General features: G+C 72.5%; 16 protein-coding genes. 11 read left to right on the top strand and 5 right to left on the bottom strand.

Going from position 1 to position 19,022, the window contains the following annotated elements; genetic code table 11:
* Window positions 1-14: 14 nt before the first annotated feature.
* The 5 genes from EG812_RS09980 to EG812_RS09960 all read left to right on the top strand — a co-directional run bounded on the left by EG812_RS09980 (window position 15) and on the right by EG812_RS09960 (window position 4,641).
* On the top strand, window positions 15-1,163 hold the full coding sequence (locus EG812_RS09980) for a CapA family protein (RefSeq protein ID WP_126711383.1): 1,149 nt from the start codon (window positions 15-17) through the stop codon (window positions 1,161-1,163).
* A gap of 54 nt (window positions 1,164-1,217) precedes the next feature.
* Window positions 1,218-2,027, top strand: coding sequence for an endonuclease III (gene nth, locus EG812_RS09975; protein ID WP_193386340.1), 810 nt, complete (start codon window positions 1,218-1,220; stop codon window positions 2,025-2,027).
* Entirely contained in the window at window positions 2,024-2,677 is a 654-nt protein-coding gene (locus tag EG812_RS09970; protein WP_013736302.1) for a TlpA family protein disulfide reductase, read from the top strand. The genes nth and EG812_RS09970 overlap by 4 nt, the downstream gene beginning before the upstream one ends.
* 14 nt (window positions 2,678-2,691) lie before the next feature.
* On the top strand, window positions 2,692-3,399 hold the full coding sequence (locus EG812_RS09965) for an NUDIX hydrolase (RefSeq protein WP_126711382.1): 708 nt from the start codon (window positions 2,692-2,694) through the stop codon (window positions 3,397-3,399).
* A gap of 63 nt (window positions 3,400-3,462) precedes the next feature.
* Entirely contained in the window at window positions 3,463-4,641 is a 1,179-nt protein-coding gene (locus EG812_RS09960) for a MarP family serine protease (protein ID WP_013736300.1), read from the top strand.
* Between the two features lie 3 nt (window positions 4,642-4,644).
* Here EG812_RS09960 and EG812_RS09955 read toward each other — a convergent pair whose 3' ends face one another.
* The 3 genes from EG812_RS09955 to eccCa all read right to left on the bottom strand — a co-directional run bounded on the left by EG812_RS09955 (window position 4,645) and on the right by eccCa (window position 10,824).
* Window positions 4,645-5,364: a phosphatase PAP2 family protein gene (locus EG812_RS09955; protein ID WP_013736299.1), complete on the bottom strand. Its 720-nt coding sequence runs from the start codon at window positions 5,362-5,364 to the stop codon at window positions 4,645-4,647.
* Window positions 5,365-5,476: 112 nt separating this feature from the next.
* Window positions 5,477-6,787 (bottom strand): type VII secretion-associated serine protease mycosin, encoded by a 1,311-nt coding sequence (gene mycP, locus EG812_RS09950; RefSeq protein ID WP_081476214.1) that lies wholly within the window; start codon window positions 6,785-6,787, stop codon window positions 5,477-5,479.
* A gap of 86 nt (window positions 6,788-6,873) precedes the next feature.
* Window positions 6,874-10,824 (bottom strand): type VII secretion protein EccCa, encoded by a 3,951-nt coding sequence (gene eccCa, locus EG812_RS09945; RefSeq protein ID WP_126711380.1) that lies wholly within the window; start codon window positions 10,822-10,824, stop codon window positions 6,874-6,876.
* 100 nt (window positions 10,825-10,924) lie between these two features.
* On the opposite strand from eccCa, the gene eccD reads away from it, so the two are divergent.
* Window positions 10,925-12,322 carry a type VII secretion integral membrane protein EccD gene (eccD, locus tag EG812_RS09940; RefSeq protein ID WP_126711379.1) on the top strand — a complete coding sequence of 466 codons (1,398 nt, stop codon included), beginning with the start codon at window positions 10,925-10,927 and terminating at the stop codon, window positions 12,320-12,322.
* A 27-nt stretch (window positions 12,323-12,349) separates the two neighbouring features.
* Here the strand turns inward: eccD and EG812_RS09935 are convergent, their stop codons facing one another.
* Window positions 12,350-12,856, bottom strand: a complete 507-nt coding sequence (locus EG812_RS09935; protein ID WP_013736295.1) for an inorganic diphosphatase — start codon at window positions 12,854-12,856, stop codon at window positions 12,350-12,352.
* Window positions 12,857-13,269: 413 nt separating this feature from the next.
* On the opposite strand from EG812_RS09935, the gene dacB reads away from it, so the two are divergent.
* Genes dacB through tilS form a run of 3 tightly spaced genes read left to right on the top strand, consistent with a single transcriptional unit; the run spans window position 13,270 to window position 16,887 of the window.
* Window positions 13,270-14,763, top strand: coding sequence for a D-alanyl-D-alanine carboxypeptidase/D-alanyl-D-alanine endopeptidase (gene dacB / locus EG812_RS09930; protein WP_043722187.1), 1,494 nt, complete (start codon window positions 13,270-13,272; stop codon window positions 14,761-14,763).
* A gap of 56 nt (window positions 14,764-14,819) precedes the next feature.
* The gene (locus tag EG812_RS09925) at window positions 14,820-15,887 is read left to right on the top strand and encodes an Rv3626c family coenzyme F420 biosynthesis-associated protein (protein ID WP_126711378.1); all 1,068 of its coding nucleotides are present in this window, start codon (window positions 14,820-14,822) and stop codon (window positions 15,885-15,887) included.
* Window positions 15,888-15,897: 10 nt separating this feature from the next.
* Window positions 15,898-16,887 carry a tRNA lysidine(34) synthetase TilS gene (gene tilS / locus EG812_RS09920; protein ID WP_013736292.1) on the top strand — a complete coding sequence of 330 codons (990 nt, stop codon included), beginning with the start codon at window positions 15,898-15,900 and terminating at the stop codon, window positions 16,885-16,887.
* Window positions 16,888-16,889: 2 nt separating this feature from the next.
* Here tilS and EG812_RS09915 read toward each other — a convergent pair whose 3' ends face one another.
* A complete protein-coding gene (locus EG812_RS09915; RefSeq protein WP_013736291.1) occupies window positions 16,890-17,852 on the bottom strand; it encodes a GlxA family transcriptional regulator in 963 nt (320 codons plus the stop codon).
* Between the two features lie 139 nt (window positions 17,853-17,991).
* Between EG812_RS09915 and EG812_RS29935 the strand changes: the two genes are divergently transcribed.
* Window positions 17,992-18,126 carry a hypothetical protein gene (locus tag EG812_RS29935; protein WP_269764264.1) on the top strand — a complete coding sequence of 45 codons (135 nt, stop codon included), beginning with the start codon at window positions 17,992-17,994 and terminating at the stop codon, window positions 18,124-18,126.
* Between the two features lie 114 nt (window positions 18,127-18,240).
* On the top strand, window positions 18,241-18,816 hold the full coding sequence (hpt, locus tag EG812_RS09910) for a hypoxanthine phosphoribosyltransferase (RefSeq protein WP_013736289.1): 576 nt from the start codon (window positions 18,241-18,243) through the stop codon (window positions 18,814-18,816).
* The last annotated feature ends 206 nt before the right edge of the window (window positions 18,817-19,022 follow it).

Here is a 19,022-nt window from a genome sequence, read left to right as displayed (position 1 = left end):
TAGGGTCGCCCACGATGTATGCTCCCGCCCCCCTTGCGTCCCGCCGTCGCCGTCCTGCCCTGGCCGTGCTCGGCGGGCTGCTCGCCGCGCTCCTGCTCGCCGGTTGTGCCGAAGCCACCGGAGGGCCGGTCTGGCAACCCGGTGCGGGCGGTGGCGGCACCGGGGCCCCCGTCGAGTCGCCGACGCCGAAGGTCAAGAAGATCTCGCTCTCGGCCACCGGCGACATCGTGATGGCGATGGCCCCCAACCGGCTGCCGCCGAACAACGGCAAGGGCTTCTTCGACTCGGTGAAGAAGGCGCTCGCCGCCGACCTGGTGATGGGCAACCTGGAAGAGCCGTTGACCGTGGACACGGGGGCCGGCAAGTGCGGGGCGGACTCGACCCGCTGCTTTCAGTTCCGGGCCCCGCCGGAGTACGCCGCACACCTCGCCGACGCCGGGTTCGACCTGCTCAACCAGGCCAACAACCACGGCTACGACTTCGGCGAGAAGGGGTACGAGAACACCCAGAAGGCGCTGGAGGAGCACGGGCTGGAGCACACCGGCGCCCCCGACCAGATCACCGTGGTGGAGGTCAAGGGCGTCAAGGTCGCGGTGGCCGGATTCTCGTCGTACCGCTGGTCGAACAGCCTCACCGACATCCCGGCCGCGAAGAAGGTGATCGCGAAGGCCGCCACCATGGCCGACATCGTGGTGGTGCAGGTGCACATGGGTGCCGAGGGTGCGGAGATGACCCGGGTACGACCGGGCACCGAGATGTTCCTCGGCGAGAACCGGGGTGACCCGATCAAGTTCTCCCGAGCCATGATCGATTCCGGGGCCGACCTGGTGGTCGGGCACGGTCCGCACGTGCTGCGCGGCATGGAGTTCTACAAGGGCCGGCTGATCGCGTACAGCCTGGGCAACTTCGCCGGTGGCGGCAACTCGCTGAGCAACAACGGGCGACTCGGCTGGGGCGGGGTGCTGAAGGTGTCGCTGGAGGAGGACGGCACCTGGGCGGGCGGCTCGTTCGTGTCGACGTACATGGACGGGGTTCGCAAGCCGGTGGTGGATCCCGACGACCGCGGCCTCGGGCTGCTGAAGGAAGTCACCAAGCTCGACTTCCCGGAGACCGGCGCCAGGTTCACCGACTCCGGCAAGATCAGCCCGCCCGCCGCGGGCTGAGTCACCCGCCGCTCGACGAGGGCTGAGCCACCCGGCGTACGCGTGCCCGTCGCCGTGTCGGCGGGGCGACGTAGGCTGGCCGTCGTGACCAGAAGTGCCACCGAGACCGACCTCGGGCGTACCCGACGGGCGCGGCGGATCGGCCGCGTGCTGACCGAGACGCACCCCGACGCGCACTGTGAGCTCAACCACACCAGCCCGCTGGAGCTGGCCGTCGCCACCATCCTGTCGGCCCAGTGCACGGACAAGAAGGTCAACGAGGTCACTCCGAAGCTCTTCGCCCGCTATCCGCGCGCCGCCGACTACGCCGGGGCGGACCGGGCCGAGATGGAGGAGTTGATCCGGCCCACCGGGTTCTACCGCAACAAGACCAACTCGCTGATCCAGCTCGGTCAGGCGTTGGTGCAGCGCTACGACGGCCAGGTGCCCGGCCGGTTGGCCGACCTGGTGACGCTGCCCGGGATCGGCCGCAAGACCGCGAACGTCATCCTCGGCAACGCCTTCGACGTGCCCGGCATCACCGTCGACACCCACTTCCAGCGGCTGGTGCACCGCTGGGGGCTCACCTCGGAGACCGACCCGGTCAAGATCGAGCACGCGATCGGGGCGATGTTCCCGAAGCGCGACTGGACCATGCTGTCGCACCGGATCATCTTCCACGGCCGGCGGGTCTGCCACGCCCGCAAACCGGCCTGCGGAGCGTGTACGTTGACGAAGCTCTGCCCGTCGTACGGCACCGGGCCCACCGAGCCGGCCGCCGCCGCGAAGCTGCTCAAGGGCCCCCGCGCCCGTGACCTCGCGGTCGCCGCCGGGGTCGATCCGGAGCTGGTGCCGGTGCAGGCGGTCCGGGCGGAGGCACCGTGATCCGTCGGCTCGCCCTGCTCACCGTGCCGCTGCTGCTGGCCGCCACCGCCGCCTGCACCGCCGAGAGCGAGACGCCCACACCCGCCCGGCAGGACCCGGCCGCCAGCCGCCCGTCGCCGTTCGCCGACTGCGCCGCGCTGACCAGCGCCCCGGACGGCTCACGCGACGACGGTGCGCCGGACGGCTCGGCCGACGACCGCCCGGCCGGCGACACCGGCAGCGGCGGCAGTCAGCTGCCCGAGCTGTCGCTGACCTGCTTCACCGGCGGCGCACCGGTCGCCCTGCGGGAGGTACGCGGCCCAGCAGTGATCAACATCTGGGCCTCCTGGTGCCCGCCCTGCCGCAAGGAACTGCCCGCCTTCCAACGGCTCAGCGAACGCGCCGAAGGGCAGCTCCGGGTCATCGGGGTCAACACCCAGGACAGCCGCAGCGCCGCCCAGTCCATCGGCGAGGACTTCGGCGTACGGTTCCCGATGCTTGTCGACCAGGGGCAGGCGATGCAGCGGGCCCTGCGCCGCAACGCGTTCCCGATGACCCTGTTCCTGACCGCCGACGGGCAGATCCGGCACATCGACACCTCGGGCGCGCTGGACGACGCCCAGCTCACCGAGCTCGTTGCGCAGCACCTCGACATCACGGTCGGAGCGTGATCGGGGGTGGCGCGATGAGTCAGCCACCGGAGACGGCCCGGCGCGCGCCGGCCTGGCTGCAACCACTGCTGGCCCGCCTCGGCACCGCCCGCATCGAGGACTTCACCCAACTGCGTACGCCGGAGCACGGCGGCCGGGAAAGCGCCGTGCTGGTGCTGCTCGGCGAGGGTGAGACCGGGCCGGACGTGCTGATCCTCCAGCGGGCCGCGACGCTGCGCAACCACGCCGGCCAGCCCGCTTTTCCCGGCGGCGCCGCCGACCCGGAGGACGCCGACGCCGCCGCGACCGCACTGCGGGAGGCCAACGAGGAGGTCGGGCTCGACATCAGCAGCGTGACCCTGCTGACCGAACTGCCCCGACTATGGATCCCGGTCAGCGACTTCGTGGTCACGCCGGTGCTCGCCTGGTGGCACGCCCCGCACCCGGTGCACGCGCGGGAGCCGGCAGAGGTGGCCCACGTCGCCCGGCTGCCCGTCGCCGAACTGGTCGACCCGGAGAACCGGATGCAGGTACGCCACCCGAGCGGCTGGATCGGCCCGGCGTTCTCCGTACGCGGGATGCTGGTCTGGGGGTTCACCGCAGGGGTGCTGTCGGGCCTGCTGGACATGGGCGGGTGGAGCCGGCCGTGGTTCCTCGACCGGGTGATCGACCTGCCGCCGACCGAGGCGATGCCCGCCCCCTCGGCCGGCACCGACGACGTCGACGAGAGCGCGATGCGCTGACCTGACGGTCACCTTCCGCTAGCGATCGTCATTCCGCGAGCCGCCGGCCCGTACGCTTGAGCCGTGTCGGCCGTGGATCTCGTCCTGCTGTTACTCATGCTCGTGTTCGCGATCAGCGGATACCGACAGGGGTTCGTCATCGGGGTGCTGTCGTTCTCCGGGTTCTTCCTGGGCGCCCTGATCGGGCTCCAGATCGGGCCGATGTTCGCCCAGCAGTTCGTCGACAGCGGCACCCGGGTGCTGATCTCGCTGGCCGCCATCTTCGGACTGGCCGTGATCGGTCAGGCACTCGCCGGCTGGCTCGGCTCGCACCTGCGCCGCACCATCAACAATGACGTGGCCCGCCGGGTCGACGACGTCGGCGGCGCGTTCGTCTCGCTCTTCGCGGTGCTGCTGGTGGCCTGGCTCGTCGCGGTGCCGCTCGGCTCCTCGTCGCTGCCCTGGCTGGCTGCCTCGGTACGCAGCAGCGCCCTGCTCAACGTGGTCGACCGGGTGCTGCCCGACCAGGCACAGCAACTTTCCACCGCGCTGCGAGACACCGTCGACACGAACGGGTTCCCGGACGTCTTCGACGGCCTGCGGCGTACCCAGGCTCGGCAGGTCGAGCCGCCCGACCCGGCGCTGGCCGGCTCCGAGGTGGTGGCCAGCGGTCAACGGTCCGTGGTCAAGGTGCTCGGTTCCGCACCGAGCTGCTCGCGCCGCATCGAGGGCTCCGGCTTCGTGTACGCCGACGACCGGGTGATGACAAACGCGCACGTGGTCGCCGGCACCCGTTCGGTGGCGGTGGAACTGCGCGGCGAGCGGTACGAGGGTGAGGTCGTCGTCTACGACCCGAACCGCGACCTGGCCGTGCTGTACGTGCCCGGGCTGCCCGGCCCCTCCATGCGGTTCGCCGCCGGCAACGCGTCCACCGGCGCGGACGCCATCGTGCTCGGGTTTCCGCTGGACGGGCCGTACAACGCGCAGTCGGCGCGGGTCCGCGACGTGGACCGGATCACCGGGCCGGACATCTACTCCTCGGGCAACGTGACCCGGGAGATCATCACGATCCGGGCGCTGGTGCGCAGTGGCAACTCCGGCGGCCCGCTGGTCTCCTCGAACGGGCTGGTCCTCGGGGTGATCTTCGCGGCGGCGGCGGACGACCCGAACACCGGCTTCGCGGTGACCGCCGCCGAGGCCCGCCCGGTGGCCCTGGAGGGCGCGCAGCGTACCCGGGGTGTCGACACCGGTGAGTGCACCTGACGCTCAACGGTGCGGTGCCGGACTTCGCCGGTGCGACGCTGCCCGGGGCCACACGCCCAGGGCGGTGGTGGTGGCGATGACCACCGCCAACCCGAGCAGCCAGCCGGCCAGCACGTCACTGCTCCAGTGCACGCCGAGCGCGACCCGGCTGAAGCCGGTGACCAGGGCGATCAACAGCGCGCCGAGCCAGACCGCCGCCTGGACACCCGGCCCGGCCCCGGTCGCGGGCTGACCGGCCCGGGCCGGCGTGGACGGCCGAGGTAGGAACACCACCACGAGGACCCCGGCGGCGAGCATCGCGTTCAGCGCGTGCCCGGACGGGAAGGCCAGGCCGGGCGCCTCCGCCACGGGGTCGGGAAGTTCCGGTCGTGCCCGGCCGACCAGCAGCTTCAACAGCGGCCCGAGCAGACCGCCGACCACCATGGTGGTGACGACCCAGACCGTGAGCCGTCGAGCGCCGCGGCGGGCCAGCCAGAGCACCAGGAACAGCGCCGCGACGCGCAGCGGCATCGGTGCGAAGGCGTCGGTCCACACGCTCATCACCCGGACCCAGATCGGATGGGCGACGGCGTACCCGTGCAGGTGCTCGGTCACCGTCACGTCCAGCCGGTGCAGCGGTGCCCAACCACCCAGCACCAACCCGGCGAGCAGGGCGAACGGCAGGAACGTCAGCAGGCTGACCGCAGGCGTACGGCCCGACGGTGTCGCGCCCGCCGCAGGCAGCCGCTGCTGTCGCCCTGAGGTAGGCGGGAGAATACGCCGATCGCTGCCCACGGCGATCGTTCTACCCGCACCACCGGGTCCGCTACCGGGGATCGGACGAATTCGTCGACGGTCAGCGGTGCGACTGCCGGAACCGACGCACCATGAGCAGGGCGCCGGTGACCAGGGCGACGAGGATCGCCGAGCCGATCCAGAGCCGATCCGTGCCGCTGCTGTCCTGCGCGCCCGCCGCCCGGGCCCGCCAGCGGGTCTCCTGCTGCGGCGCGGTGAAGCCGAGGTGATCGGCGTCCGGGTCCGGGGTGGGGACCGAGCCCGGCGCCGGGCCGAACCCGCTGATCCCCGGTGCCTCGTTGTCGTCCAACGGGTTGTGCTGCACCAGCGGCACATCCGCGGTCAGCGCCGCGATCGGGTCCACCAGGCCGTAGCCGAACCGGTCGTCGCGGCCGGTGGGACCGATGTCCTTGGCGGTGACCAGCAGACGGTTCACCACGTCGCCGGCGGACATCTGCGGATAGCGGGCCCGGACCAGGGCGGCGGTGGCGGCGACCAGCGGCGCGGCGAAGCTGGTGCCCTGCACCCGCCAGTAGCCGGCGGGGGACCGTGCGCCGACGAGACCGCTGGCGGGCGCGGTCAGTACGGTGGCCCGGCCGGTGATCGCGCCGCTCCACAGGTTGTTGCTGGACCGTTCCAGGCCGGAAACCGCGATCACGCCCGGCTCCCGGGCCGGGTACCACACCTTCGCGTCGGGTGAGGTGGCCAGATTGCCGGTGCAGGCGACGACCACCACGTCCCGGGCGAAGGCGTAGTCGATGGCGGCGGCCAGCGCCGGGCTGTCCCCGCTGCCACCGAGCGACAGGTTGATGACCTGAGCGCCGTTGTCGACCGCCCATCGCACACCCTGGGCGACGATCAGGGCGTCGTCGTAGCGGTTCTCCTCGTCGAGCACCCGTACCGGCAGGATCCGGGCGTCCGGGGCCAGCCCCACCACACCCTGGCGGTCGTCGTTTCGCCCGGCGATCAGGCCCGCCACGGTGGTGCCGTGCCCGACCGGATCCGGCTCGGCCGCCCCGTCCGGCGAGACCAGGTCGATGCCGGGCAGTACCCGCCCGGCCAGATCCGGGTGCGAACCGTCCACGCCGGAATCGATCACGGCGACTGTCACGCCCCGGCCGGTCGACGTACGCCAGGCGATCCGGGCACCGAGCTTGTCGAGCTGCCACTGCTCGTCGCGGATCTGGTCGGCACGGTCGGTCACGTCGCCGGGCGCGTACGCCACCGGCACGGTGACTGTCGGGTTCGCCGGTACGGCGGCAGCCGGCACCGCCGCGACGACAGCCGACACGGCGGTGGCAGCCGTCGCGAGCAGCGCCCGGCCGGTCAGCCGTCGAGGCCCCGGCGGGCGACCGTGCCGCACCCTTGTCACATTCTCAGCCGTTCGGTCGCAGCAGACATGACGATCGGAGATTACCGGTTCCGTCCCGTTTCCAGGCACGTTCGCGAGACTCGACGTCACTGTGGCGGCAAGTACGCCAGTTGGACCAGCCGTACGCCCTCCCGCCGGGTGAACAACCGGCCACGCCCGGCGGGCAACGGACCGGGGCGGACCGGGCCGACCAGGGCACCTTCGTCGGGGCTGCCCGACATCACCAGGCCCGAGGTGGACAGTTCACGCAGCCGTTGGACGATCGGCTCGTACTGTGCCCGGCCGGCGCCACCGCAGCGACGGACCAGCACCAGGTGCAACCCGACGTCACGGGCGTGCGGCAGATGCTCCTCAAGTGACCGCAGCGGGTTCGCCGGCCCGCTGGCCACCAGGTCGTAGTCGTCGACGAGGACGAACAGCTCCGGGCCGGTCCACCACGACCGGTCCCGCAACTGGGCCGGCCCGACATCGGGGCCGGGAATCCGGCCCTGCATGTAACCGGCGGCGGATTCGACCAGGTCGCTGGTGTGTGCGGCGGTGGTGCCGTACCCGATCAGGTGGGGTTCCTCGATGACGCCGAGCAGGCTGCGCCGGTAGTCGACCAGGATCACCCGGGCCTGCTCCGGCGTGAACCGGCTGACGATCGTGCTGGCCAGGGCGCGCAGGAACGACGACTTGCCGCATTCGGCGTCGCCGTAGACCACGAAGTGCGGCTCGGTGGTGAAGTCGAGCAGGACCGGGCGCAGGTCCGCCTCGGCGATCCCGATCGGGATGCGCAACCCGGTGGCGGCGTCGCGATCCAGATCGGCGTACGGCAGCACCGCCGGCAGCAGCCGCACCGGGGGAGCGGACGGCCCCGACCAGGCACCGTCGATCTGCTTCACAAGTGCGGCGGTGTCGGAGCCGATGGACTGGGGCAACGCGACGAGGAAGTGCAGACTCGCGGCGGTGATGCCGCGCCCCGGCGTCTGCTCCGGCACGTCCGCCGCCGCGCGCCGGGCGACGAGCGAGTCGGACGGATCACCGAGCCGCAACTCCAGGCGGGATCCGAACAGGTCCCGGATGGCGGGGCGGAAGTCCAGCCAGCGCACCGCGGTCGCCACCACGTGCAGCCCGTACGACAGGCCCCGGGTGGCGAGATCGGTGATCAGTGGTTCCAGGTCGTCGTACTCGCCGCGCAGGGTCGCCCAGCCGTCGACGACGAGGAAGACGTCACCGAACCGATCGCTCTCGGCCGACCCGCCGGCGAGTCGGGTGGCACGCCGCTGCCGCCAGGCGGCCACCGACTCGACCCCGGATTCGGCGAAGGCGTGTTCCCGCTCCGCCAGCAGGGTGGCCATCTCACCCACGGTGCGTCGTACGCCTGTCGGATCGGCCCGCCCGACCACCCCACCGACGTGCGGCAGGTCGCGTACCGCCGCCAACCCACCACCGCCGAAGTCGAGACAGTAGACCTGCACCTCGGCCGGGGTGTGGGTGAGCGCCAGCGCGCAGATCAGCGTACGGAGTGCGGTGGACTTGCCGCTCTGCGTGCCGCCGACCACCGCGACGTGGCCGGCCGCGCCGTCCAGCGCCAACCAGAGCAGGTCACGACGTTGCTCGTACGGCTTGTCGACCACCGCCACCGGCACCTGGAGGGCGCCGTGCAACTCCGGATTGCCGAAGGTCAGGCCCCGGACGGGATCGATCGTGAGCGGCCCGACCAGTTCGTCCAGCGCGGGGGCACCGTCCAGCGGTGGCAGCCACACCTGGTGGGCCGGTGGACCCTGCCCGGCGAGCCGGCCGATCAGCAGGTCGAGCAGGGTCTGACCGGTCTCCTCGTCCGGCTCTGCGGTGATGGCCGGGACGGGCGGCTGCGCAACCGGCGTGAAGTGGGTGGAGAAGGTGAGCAGCCGGGGCCGGTCCGGACCTGCCGCCGAGGCCGACGCTCCCCGCCGCCGGACCGGCCCGGAGACGTACGCGGCCTTGAACCGCAGCAACGGCTCGGTGCCGAAGCGCAGATAACCGTGCCCCGGCGTACGGGGCAGTTCGTAGGCGTCCGGCACCCCGAGCACGGTGCGCGACTCCAGCGAGGAGAAGGTCCGCAGACCGATCCGGTACGACAGGTGGGTGTCCAGCCCGCGCAGCCGTCCCTCCTCCAACCGCTGGCTGGCGAGCAGCAGGTGCACACCGAGGGAACGGCCCAACCGGCCGATCTGGACGAAGAGGTCGATGAAATCGGGCTTGGCGGAGAGCAGTTCGGAGAACTCGTCACAGATCAACAGCAGCGACGGCAGCGGGGCCAGCGGACTGCCCGCCGCCCGCGCCCGTTCGTAGTCGCGCAGGCTGGCGAAGTTACCGGCCCGCCGCAGCAGCTCCTGCCGGCGGACCAGTTCGCCGTTGATCGCGTCGACCATGCGGTCCACCAGCGGCAGCGCGTCCGCCAGGTTGGTGATCACCGCCGCGGTGTGCGGCAGCCGGTCGAACGAGGCGAACGTCGCGCCGCCCTTGAAGTCGACGAGTACGAAGTTGAGCTGCTCCGACGAGTGGGTGGCGGCGAGCCCGAGCACCAACGTACGCAGCAACTCGGACTTGCCCGAGCCGGTGGCGCCGATGAGCAGGCCGTGCGGGCCCATCCCGTCCTGCGCCGACTCCTTCAGGTCCAACTCGACCGCGCCGCCGTCGACGCCGACGCCGAGCGGCACCCGCAGACGCTCGCGGGCCGACCGAGGGGCCCAACCCTGCTCGGCGGTGAAGCCCGCCGGGTCGCCGAGGCCGAGCAACTCCGGCAGACCCGGCTCGACACCGGGCACCGCATCCTTGCCACCGGTGGCGGCGGCCAGCCGTAACGGTGCCAGCCGACGGGCCACCGCCTCGGCCTCGACGATGCTCAAGGCGTCGGCGGTGCCGACCTCGGCGGCCTCGTCCGCCGAGTGGGAGTGCAGCCGGCCATCGCGCAGCTCCAGCAGCAGCGCGAACCGGTCGAGCAGCCGAGGTGGCGGAGTGTCCAGATCGATCAGGCTGACCCCGTCGATGCCACCGTCGCCCGCCAGTTCGGTGGCACCGGTGAGGTCGCCGCCGTCCAGCACGACCACCAGGTGGGGCCCGTCCGTGGCGGGCCCGGCCGGGCTGAACCGAGGCCGGCTGACCAGCACCTCGTCGAGCAGAGGCTCCAGTTCCACCGCCGAACTGGTCACCAGGCGTATCGGGCCGAGGGCGTCGCTGCGCGTCGGGTGCTGGGCGTGCGGCAGCCACTTGGTCCATTCCCAGCGGTCGCGCCGTTCCGGCCCGGCGCAGACGGCGACGAGGAGTTCGTCCGGGGCGTGGAAGACCGCGAGTTGGGTGAGCATCGCCCGGACCAGCGCCTGCGCGGCCGGCGAGCCGGTGTTCCCGGCCGGCGTGCCCCGGACGAACACGCGGGCGAAACTGCGCAGCGACAGCGCCACCGGCAGATCGGGCACCACCGAGTACGCGTCGAGGAACCGGCGCAGCGCGCCCGCCGTCATCGGCTCCAACTCCTCCAACGGGCGGGTGACCGGCGGGATCAGCGGCGTGGCCAGGGTCTGCGGCCCGACCGCGACCCGGACCACGGCGAAGTCCGGGTCGGTGGGGCGGCGTTCCCACACCCGGTGGCTGTCCACCGTCGACCAGAGCAGCCCCGGGTCCGGGTGCCGGTAGCAGAGCCCGGTACGCTGCCGCGCCGCAGCCTGCCGCACCTGCCGCCGCAACGTCGCCAGGTGCCGCAGGTACTCCCGACGGGCCGCCATCATCTCCGACTTGCGTGGGCTGCCCGAGGCGCTGCCCCAGCTGGTGACCAGCATGGCAAGCGAGGAGAGCCCGAACATGGCCCCCACCACGTACGAGTAGGCGCCACCGCCCCGGCCGAACATCATGGCCATGGCGATGGTGCCGCCGAGCATCGGCAGCACCATCAACATCTGGTGCCAACGTCCACCGGTGACGGCGGGTATCTCCGGTGGCGCTTCGACCGGCAGTTCACCGACCGGGATCTGCGGTGCCGGACGCCGGGGTGGCCGCCGGATGACGACAGTGGACACGCGACCTCCTGACCGCGCTCGGTAACCCGAAGCTGGCTCATCGTAGGTAAAGTGCTCCCGTTCGCGCAGCCGTCGCCCCACTGAGCATGGAGGCCGGTCGATGACAGTCGGGCTGACCCGGATCACCGTCAGCACGCCTCAGCGGCGGGTCGACGTGGCCCTGCCGGCACATGTGCCGCTCGCCGAGCTGCTGCCGGAGGTGCTCCGGCACGCGGGCGAAGGGCTGGCGGACGACGGGGAGCGCCACGGCGGCTGGCTGCTGCGACGGGCCGACGGCACCGCGCTGACGGCCGGGCAGGCGCTGCTCGCCCAGGGCGTCCGCGACGGGGAGATGCTGCACCTGGTGCCGGCCAGCGTGCAGTGGCCCGAACTGGACTACGACGACGTGGTCGAGGCGATCGCCGACGGTGCCCGTCGTCGCGGTGGTGCCTGGTCGCCCCGAGCCACCCGGGCCGCCGCACTGGGCGGGGCGGCGGTCCCGCTCGCCGTCGGCCTGCTCGCCCTGCTGGCCGGCGGTCCGGAGCATCCGGTCGGCTGGTTCGCGGCGGCCCTGATGGCGACACTGCTCGTGTTGGCGGGCACGGTGCTGTCCCGGGCGCAGGGAGACGGCCCGGCCGGGGCCACCCTCGGCGGGTACGCGCTGCCGTATGCGGCAGCCGCCGGTGCGCTCGCCGTCGGCTCGGGTGACCCGGTCGGTCCGTTCGGCCCGCTGCGTTGGATCGGCGCGGCGGAACTGCTGGCCGCCTCGGTGGCGCTGCTGCTGGCCTCGGTGCTCGGGCTGTTCGGGGTGGCCACCCGGTTACGGATCTTCGTGGCCGGCGTGGTGGTCGGCGCGGTCGGTGCCGCGGCCGCCGTCGGCGGCCTGTGGCTTCACCCGGCCGGCACCGCTGCCGTGCTGCTCTGCGTACTGGCCTTCGGGATCGGGGCCGTCCCGCTGCTGGCCATCCGGTTGGGCAAGGTTCCGTTGCCGCCGATCACCCTGCCCACCGGCTCGCCGGACGACGCGGACCGGATCCGGGATCTCCCCGACCGCAGCCGGGTGTACGCGGCGGTGGCCCGCACCGAGGAGATGCTCACCGGGATGCTGATCGGGCACGGCCTGCTGGCGGTGGGCGCCGCGCTGGTGCTCAGCGGCTCGGACACGGCGAGCCGGTTGCTCGTCGCGGTGACCTCGGCGGTGCTGCTGCTGCGAGCCCGGCTGTTCGTGGCGGTACGCCACCGGATGCCACCCGTGCTCGCCGGGCTGGCCGGGTACCTGCTCCTCGGCGCGAGCCTCGCCGCTGCGGCGGGGGAGCGGGGTCAGCTGCTCCTGGCGGCCGGTGGGCTGCTGGTCGCCCTGCTGATCGTGGCCGGTGGCACCACGTACGCCCGGCGGCCGGTCTCGCCGTACCTCGGTCGCCTCGCCGACCTCACCGACACCGCGCTGGTGGTCTCCGTGGTGCCGATCGCCTGCGCCGTGCTCGGCCTCTACGAACGAGCCCGGGGCCTGCTCGGCTGAGCAGGCCCCGGGCTGTCGAAACGTCCGTCAGTGCGTGGATTCGCCGCGCTCGGCAGCCTCCCGGGCCCGCCGGTACGACGCCTGGATCTCGGCCTCGGCCTCGGTACGCCCCACCCAGGTCGCGCCCTCGACCGACTTGCCCGGCTCCAGGTCCTTGTACACCTCGAAGAAGTGCTGGATCTCCAGCCGGTCGAACTCGCCCAGGTGGTGGATGTCGCGCAGGTGCTCCTGCCGCGGGTCCTCGTACGGCACGCAGAGGACCTTGTCGTCGCCACCCTTTTCGTCAGTCATCCGGAACATGCCGATGGTGCGGCAGCGGATCAGGCAGCCCGGGAAGGTCGGTTCGGGGACCAGCACGAGCGCGTCCAGCGGGTCGCCGTCCTCGCCCAGGGTGCCCTCGATGAAGCCGTAGTCGGCCGGGTACTGCGTGGAGGTGAAGAGGGTGCGGTCCAGCCTGATCCGGCCGGTCACGTGGTCCACCTCGTACTTGTTGCGGTGACCTTTCGGGATCTCAACCGTGACGTCGAAATCCATCTGCACGCTCCTCATTCGCCCACGCTGGCTTGACGGAACCGGCGGCCGCACCCCCGGACAGGCGAATACCCGCCCGCATACTCCGGCCGCCGCATAGTCTTCGGACCGAAGTAGTGTCACCCAGGCCGGTTCCGGGTGGGGAGGAGGGGGTCGTGGGGAGGGAAGATTCACACTATCGACCCGACGACGCAGGTGACGGCGTTTCCCGCCAACCGCCCCCGAAACCGGCAGCCGGGCGGGTACCGGTGCCCGAGGCCCAGGTCCTCCGGCCGCAACCGGCCGTGCCGACCGGTCCCCCCGCCGGCGAATCTCCGCAGGATGCGGAACGGACCCAGCCGCTGACGGTCGGCGTCGGCGCGGGCACGACCAGAGCTTCCAGCCCACCGCCGCCGGCTGTCGGCAGCGGACCGGGCGTGCCGTCCGGCGTACCTCCGGAGCAGCCCCGACCGACGTCGCGCCGCCGGCTGCCGGTGCTGCTCGCCGCGGTGCTGGTCCTGGTGCTGGCCGTGGTGGGCCTGGTCGTGGTGCGTCCCGGGCCGGTCGAACGCTGGCTGGCCGACGGCCCCGCCGCCCCGAGCGCCGAGCCGCCGGAGCCGTCGCCGGTGGCGGTGCTGGCCGGCACCGACATCGGCGCGCCGATGCCCGCCACCGACGGGCTGCGTGCCGTACTCGATCCGCTGATCGCCGACACCGCGCTTGGCGGTCGGGTCCACGTGTCGGTGACCGACGCGCTGACCGGCCAGCAGTTGTTCGAGCGGGGCGGCGGTACGGGCACCGTGCCGGCGTCGGTGACGAAGCTGCTGACCGCGGTGACCGTGCTCACCGCTCGCGGCCCGGGATACCGGATTCCGACCACAGCCGTGGCCGGCGCGCAACCGGGCGAGGTGGTGCTTGTCGGTGGCGGCGATCCCACCCTGGCGGCGGGCCCCAAGGGCTTCTACCCCGGTGCCGCCAGCCTGGAAGACCTCGCCGAGCAGGTGCGTACCGCGCTGGGCGGGACCGCGCCGACCCGGGTCGTCGTCGACTCCTCGCTCTACTCGGGGCCGCGGTTGGAGCCGGGCTGGGACGACGACATCCCCACCGGTGGATACGGCGCGCAGATGACCGCGTTGATGCTCGACGGTGCCCGCAAGGATCCGAAGGCCGGCCAGGGCTGGGCCGAGCGGGTCAACCAGCCCGACCTCACCGCCGGGCGGGCGTTCGCCCGACTGCTCGGCGTACCGGAGAGCGAGGTACGCAGCGGCACCGCCCCGGCAGGCTCGACGGAAACGACGGAAGCGACGGATGCCCCCGGGGTGACCGGTGCGCCGGTCGGCGCCACCGGCCCGGGCGCGCAACTCGGCGTGGTGCAGTCGCCGCCACTGATCCGGCTGGTCGACATCATGATCAGCGACAGCGACAACATCATCGGTGAGGCGCTGGCCCGTCAGGTCGCGTTGGCGCGTGGCCGTCCGGCCTCGTTCACCGGTGCCGCCTCGGCGATGACCGAGGTGCTGTCCGAGCTGGGCCTGCCGACCGAGGGCCTGGCCCTCGCCGACGGCAGCGGCCTGTCCCGGCGGAACCTGATCAGTCCCACGTTGCTGACCGAGACGTTGGCCCTCGCGGCCAGCCCGGACCGCCCCGAACTGGGCGGCATCTTCGGTGGGCTTCCGGTCGGCGGCTGGTCGGGCACGTTGCGCGACCGGTACGGCTCGGTGCCCGGCACCGCCGCCGGGGCCGGGACGGTCCGCGCCAAGACCGGCACACTGACCGGGGTGCACGCCATCGCGGGAGTGGTGACGACGGCTGAAGGCCGGCCACTCACCTTCGCCGTGCTCACCGATCGCGTCCCGGCCGACGGGATGGAACCGGCTCGCGGGGCCCTCGACCGGATCGCCGCCGCCCTGGCCACCTGCGGCTGCCGCTGACCCGTACCGCCGTCGATGGCGTGGACGGGTGTGCCGGCGCGGGTACGGTGGGTGGCATGGCGCAGTTCGTGGACTGGGATCTGGCCGTCGCGACCGCGGGGGCTCTGGGCAAGACCGGCCCTCGGGTGTCGTACGACGAGGCCACCGAGGTGGTCGCCGAGCTGCGCCGGTTGACCGACGAGGCGGCCGGGCACGTGGCCGACTACACCGGGCTCACCTCGCAGGTGGCCCATCCGCCGGTGCGGGTGGTCGACCGGCGGGACTGGGCCGCCACAAACGTCGCCGGCCTGCGCGAGGTGATCACACCGCTGGTCGGTCGGCTGGCCTCGGACAAGCAGCCCGGCGCGCTGACCGAGGCGGTCGGCTCCCGGGTCACCGGGGTGCAGGCGGGCACCGTGCTGGCGTACCTCTCCGGCCGGGTGCTCGGCCAGTACGAGGTCTTCTCGGCCGATCCGGGCCAGTTGCTGCTGGTCGCGCCGAACATCGTCGAGGTGGAGCGCAAGCTTCAGGCCGACCCCCGCGACTTCCGGCTCTGGGTCTGCCTGCACGAGGTGACCCACCGCACGCAGTTCACCGCGGTGCCGTGGATGCGGGGATATTTCCTCGGCGAGGTGCAGGCGTTCGTGGATGCCGCGCAGGGCAGCGAGCATCTGCTCGACCGGCTGCGCCGGGGCGTGGGCACCCTGGCTGACGTGGTGCGCAACCCGCAGGGCCGCTCCAGCGTGCTGGACATCGTGCAGACGCCCGGGCAGCGGGCGGTGCTGGACCGGCTGACCGCGCTGATGACCCTGCTGGAGGGGCACGCCGAGTTCGTGATGGACGGTGTCGGCCCGCAGGTGATCCCGAGCGTCGAGCGCATCCGGGCCGGTTTCAACCGCCGCCGGGAGGCCGGCAACCCGGTGGAGAAGACCGTCCGCCGGTTGATCGGCATGGACGTCAAGATGCGGCAGTACGCCGAGGGTCGCAAGTTCGTGCACGCGGTGGTCGAGCGGGTCGGCATGGCCGGTTTCAACCGGATCTTCGAATCGCCACTGACCCTGCCCCGGCTGAGCGAGTTGAGCGAACCCGACGCCTGGGTGGCCCGGGTGCACGGCCCGGTCGGGCCGAAGCCGCCCGCCGACTGAGCCGGCGACGATGGCCGCGATCTCCCCGTCCGTCGCTGCGATCCGGGTCGCGGTTCGTCGGGTGCTGGCCGAACTGCCGGCCGACGGGCCGGTGCTGGTCGCCTGCTCCGGGGGCGCCGACTCGCTCGCACTGGCCGCCGCCGCCGCGTTCGTCGCGCCCCGATCGGGTCGGGTGGCCGGTCTGGTGACCGTCGATCACGGGTTGCAGACCGGGTCGGCCGAGCGGGCCGAGGCGGTGGCTCGCTGGGCGGAACAAGCCGGTCTGTCGCCGGTGGAGGTGGTCCGGGTCGAGGTGGCCGGCCGACCCGGTGGCCCCGAGGCGGCGGCTCGCGAGGCCCGCTACCAGGCGTTGGTCGAGGCGGCCGGGCGGCATCGCGCCGCTGCCCTGCTCACCGGGCACACCCGAGACGACCAGGCCGAGACGGTGCTGCTCGCGCTGGCCCGGGGTGCCGGCCCGCGCGGGCTGGCCGGGATGCCGGTACGCCGGGATCTGGGCGGGGTGCCCCTGGTCCGGCCACTGCTGGAGATCAGCCGCGAGCAGACCCGGGCGGCGTGCGCGGCGCTGCGCCTGACGCCGTGGCAGGACCCGCACAACCTCGACCCCGCGTACGCCCGATCCCGGGTCCGGGCCCAGTTGGTGCCGGCGCTGGTCGAGACACTCGGCCCCGGTGTCGTCGACAACCTCGCCCGGACCGCCCGACTGGTGGCGGCCGACAATGCCGTGCTGGACGAACTGGCCGGGGGTGCGCTGCTCGCGGCGCGGCACCCCGACGGCGGGCTGGCGACCAAGACCCTGGCCGATCTGGCCGGCGCGGTACGCGGCCGGGTGCTGCGCGCCTGGGCTCACGAACTGGGCTCACCGCCGGCCGCGCTGTCCCACCGGCACATCGCCGCGCTCGACGCGCTGGTCACCGCCTGGCGGGGCCAGGGGGCGGCGTACCTGCCGGGCGGACTACGGGTGGTGCGCCAGGCCGACCGTCTGCTGCCCGCACCCGACTGAGGTCAGTCGGCGGGAACGCGGTCGCGGAAGGTGACCCGGTAGGCGTTCGGGGTGGCACCGACCCGGCGGGTGAAGTGGTGACGCAGCGCGGCGGCGTTACCGAATCCGGTCCGGTCGGCCACCTCGTCCACGGTCAGCCCGGTCTCCTCCAGCAGTCGGCGGGCCAGCAGGACCCGCTGGTTGGTCACCCAGTCGTGCGGGGTGGTGCCCGTCTCGGCGCGGAACCGGCGGGCGAAGGTGCGCGGTGCCATGCCGACCCGGGCCGCCAGTTCGTCGACGGTCACCTGCCGGTCCAGCCGCTGAATCAGCCACTCCAGCAGCGGCTCCAGGGTCGGGGCCTGCGGCACCTTCGCGATTGGCGCCTCGACGTACTGGGACTGCCCGCCGTCGCGGTGTGGGGGTACCACCATCCGCCGGGCCAGCCGGGTTGCGGTGGCCGAGCCGTGCTCCTGGCGTACCAGATGCAGGCAGGCGTCGATGCCCGCCGCCGTGCCCGCGCTGGTCAGCAGCCGGCCGTCCTGGACGTAGAGCGAGTTGCAGCGGACCCGCGCCTCGGGGTGTCGGCGCTGCAGCTCGTCGACGTGCCGCCAGTGGGTCGTGCACTCCCGGCCGTCGAGCAGCCCCGCCTCGCCCAGCAGGTACGCCCCGCTGCAGACGCTGAACAGGTACGCCCCACGGTCGGCGGCTCGGCGCAGCGCCGCATGCACCTCGGGGTGCGCGGCGGTGTCGCCGTGGTGGGCGGGAACCGCCACCAGGTCCGCCTGCTCGATCGGGCCGAGGTCGGCGTTGGGCACCAGCTGAAAACCGGCGGAGGTACGGACTGTCGCGCCCTGCGGACTGCACACGTCGAAGCGGTAGCCGGGCAGACCGTCGGCGGTGCGGTCGGTGCCGAAGACCTCGGCCAGTACGCCGAGCTCGAACGGGGCGACGCCATCCAGCACCAGTACGGCCACCGAGTTGAGCATGTGACGAGGGTAACCGCAGCAGTGGCGGAAAATCGAGGTTCAGTGGCATTCCTGCCACTGTTCGAGCGGAGGCGCGAAGCGCAGACTCATATCAGTCGGTGCGCACCGGCGGCGACAAAACACCAGAAACCCTGTGAAAGTGAGCGCCGCCATGGAGTTCCTATTCGTGCTGTTCCTCCTCGTCGTCCTCACCTCCGCCTCGGCCGCCGGCCTGACCGCCGACAGCAGGGACTCGGCCGACTGGAAGCCCTCCGACGGTGGCCGCCGGTGGTGATCCGGTCCCCGCTGGGATGATTGGTCGGCTTCGTCGGAAAACCTGGCCGGGGCCGCCCCACGAAAGGGGCGGCCCCGCCGACGGCCCACCCAGGGCGTACGGCAGGCTAGTGGCATGGCTGACGGCTCCTGGTACGACGCCGACATCGACCACGTGATCATTTCCGAGGCGCAGATTCGCGAGAAGACCGCGGAACTGGCCAAGCAGGTCTCCGCGGACTACGCCCACGTCACCGACGGGCTGCTGCTCGTCTGTGTGCTCAAGGGGGCGGTCATGTTCATGGCCGACTTCGCCCGGGCCCTGGGCCGCCAGGGTCCGCCTGCGGAGCTGGACTTCATGGCCATCTCCTCGTACGGGCAGGGCACCACCTCCTCCGGAGTGGTGCGCATCCTCAAGGACCTCGACCGGGACATCGCCGGCCGGCACGTCGTCGTGGTGGAGGACATCGTCGACTCCGGGCTGACCCTCTCCTGGTTGCTGCGCTACCTGGAATCCCGGTCAGCGGCGAGCGTCGAGGTGGTCGCCCTGTTCCGCAAGCCGGACGCGGTAAAGGTGACGGTGCCGGTCAAGTACGTCGGCTTCGACATCCCGACCGAGTTCGTCGTCGGGTACGGCCTCGACTTCGGCGAGCGGTACCGCGAGTTGCCGTACGTCGGCGTCCTCAAGCCCGAGGTGTACGCCCGCAGCTGACCCCGCACCCGGCCGAATCGACCCGTCTGACATACAGCGGGCTTTCAGGTGATTTGGCTACCGTGGAGCACGGTGGTGGGGACTCCGCTCCCGACCATGCCGGTCGACTCCCGGTTCGCCGTGCGCGTAAGTGCTGGGCTCGCCAGCTCACATCCGTCTCGCACGGTGTACCGTCGAATGACCGTGGCGCGGCAATTTCGCGCCCC

This window comes from Verrucosispora sp. FIM060022 (assembly GCF_003977705.1).
Classification (GTDB): domain Bacteria; phylum Actinomycetota; class Actinomycetes; order Mycobacteriales; family Micromonosporaceae; genus Micromonospora; species Micromonospora gifhornensis.
Note: the sequence above shows the minus strand (reverse complement) of the source record. Positions and strands in the feature narration are given on the sequence as shown.

Excerpts from the sequence above, each read along its gene's own strand:
- tilS (WP_013736292.1), top strand. The coding sequence starts at position 15,898 with ATGGCCGCGATCTCCCCGTCCGTCGCTGCGATCCGGGTCGCGGTTCGT.
- EG812_RS09980 (WP_126711383.1), top strand. The coding sequence starts at position 15 with ATGTATGCTCCCGCCCCCCTTGCGTCCCGCCGTCGCCGTCCTGCCCTG.
- EG812_RS09915 (WP_013736291.1), bottom strand. The coding sequence starts at position 17,852 with ATGCTCAACTCGGTGGCCGTACTGGTGCTGGATGGCGTCGCCCCGTTC.
- EG812_RS09935 (WP_013736295.1), bottom strand. The coding sequence starts at position 12,856 with ATGGATTTCGACGTCACGGTTGAGATCCCGAAAGGTCACCGCAACAAG.
- EG812_RS09925 (WP_126711378.1), top strand. The coding sequence starts at position 14,820 with ATGGCGCAGTTCGTGGACTGGGATCTGGCCGTCGCGACCGCGGGGGCT.
- hpt (WP_013736289.1), top strand. The coding sequence starts at position 18,241 with ATGGCTGACGGCTCCTGGTACGACGCCGACATCGACCACGTGATCATT.
- eccD (WP_126711379.1), top strand. The coding sequence starts at position 10,925 with ATGACAGTCGGGCTGACCCGGATCACCGTCAGCACGCCTCAGCGGCGG.
- EG812_RS09965 (WP_126711382.1), top strand. The coding sequence starts at position 2,692 with ATGAGTCAGCCACCGGAGACGGCCCGGCGCGCGCCGGCCTGGCTGCAA.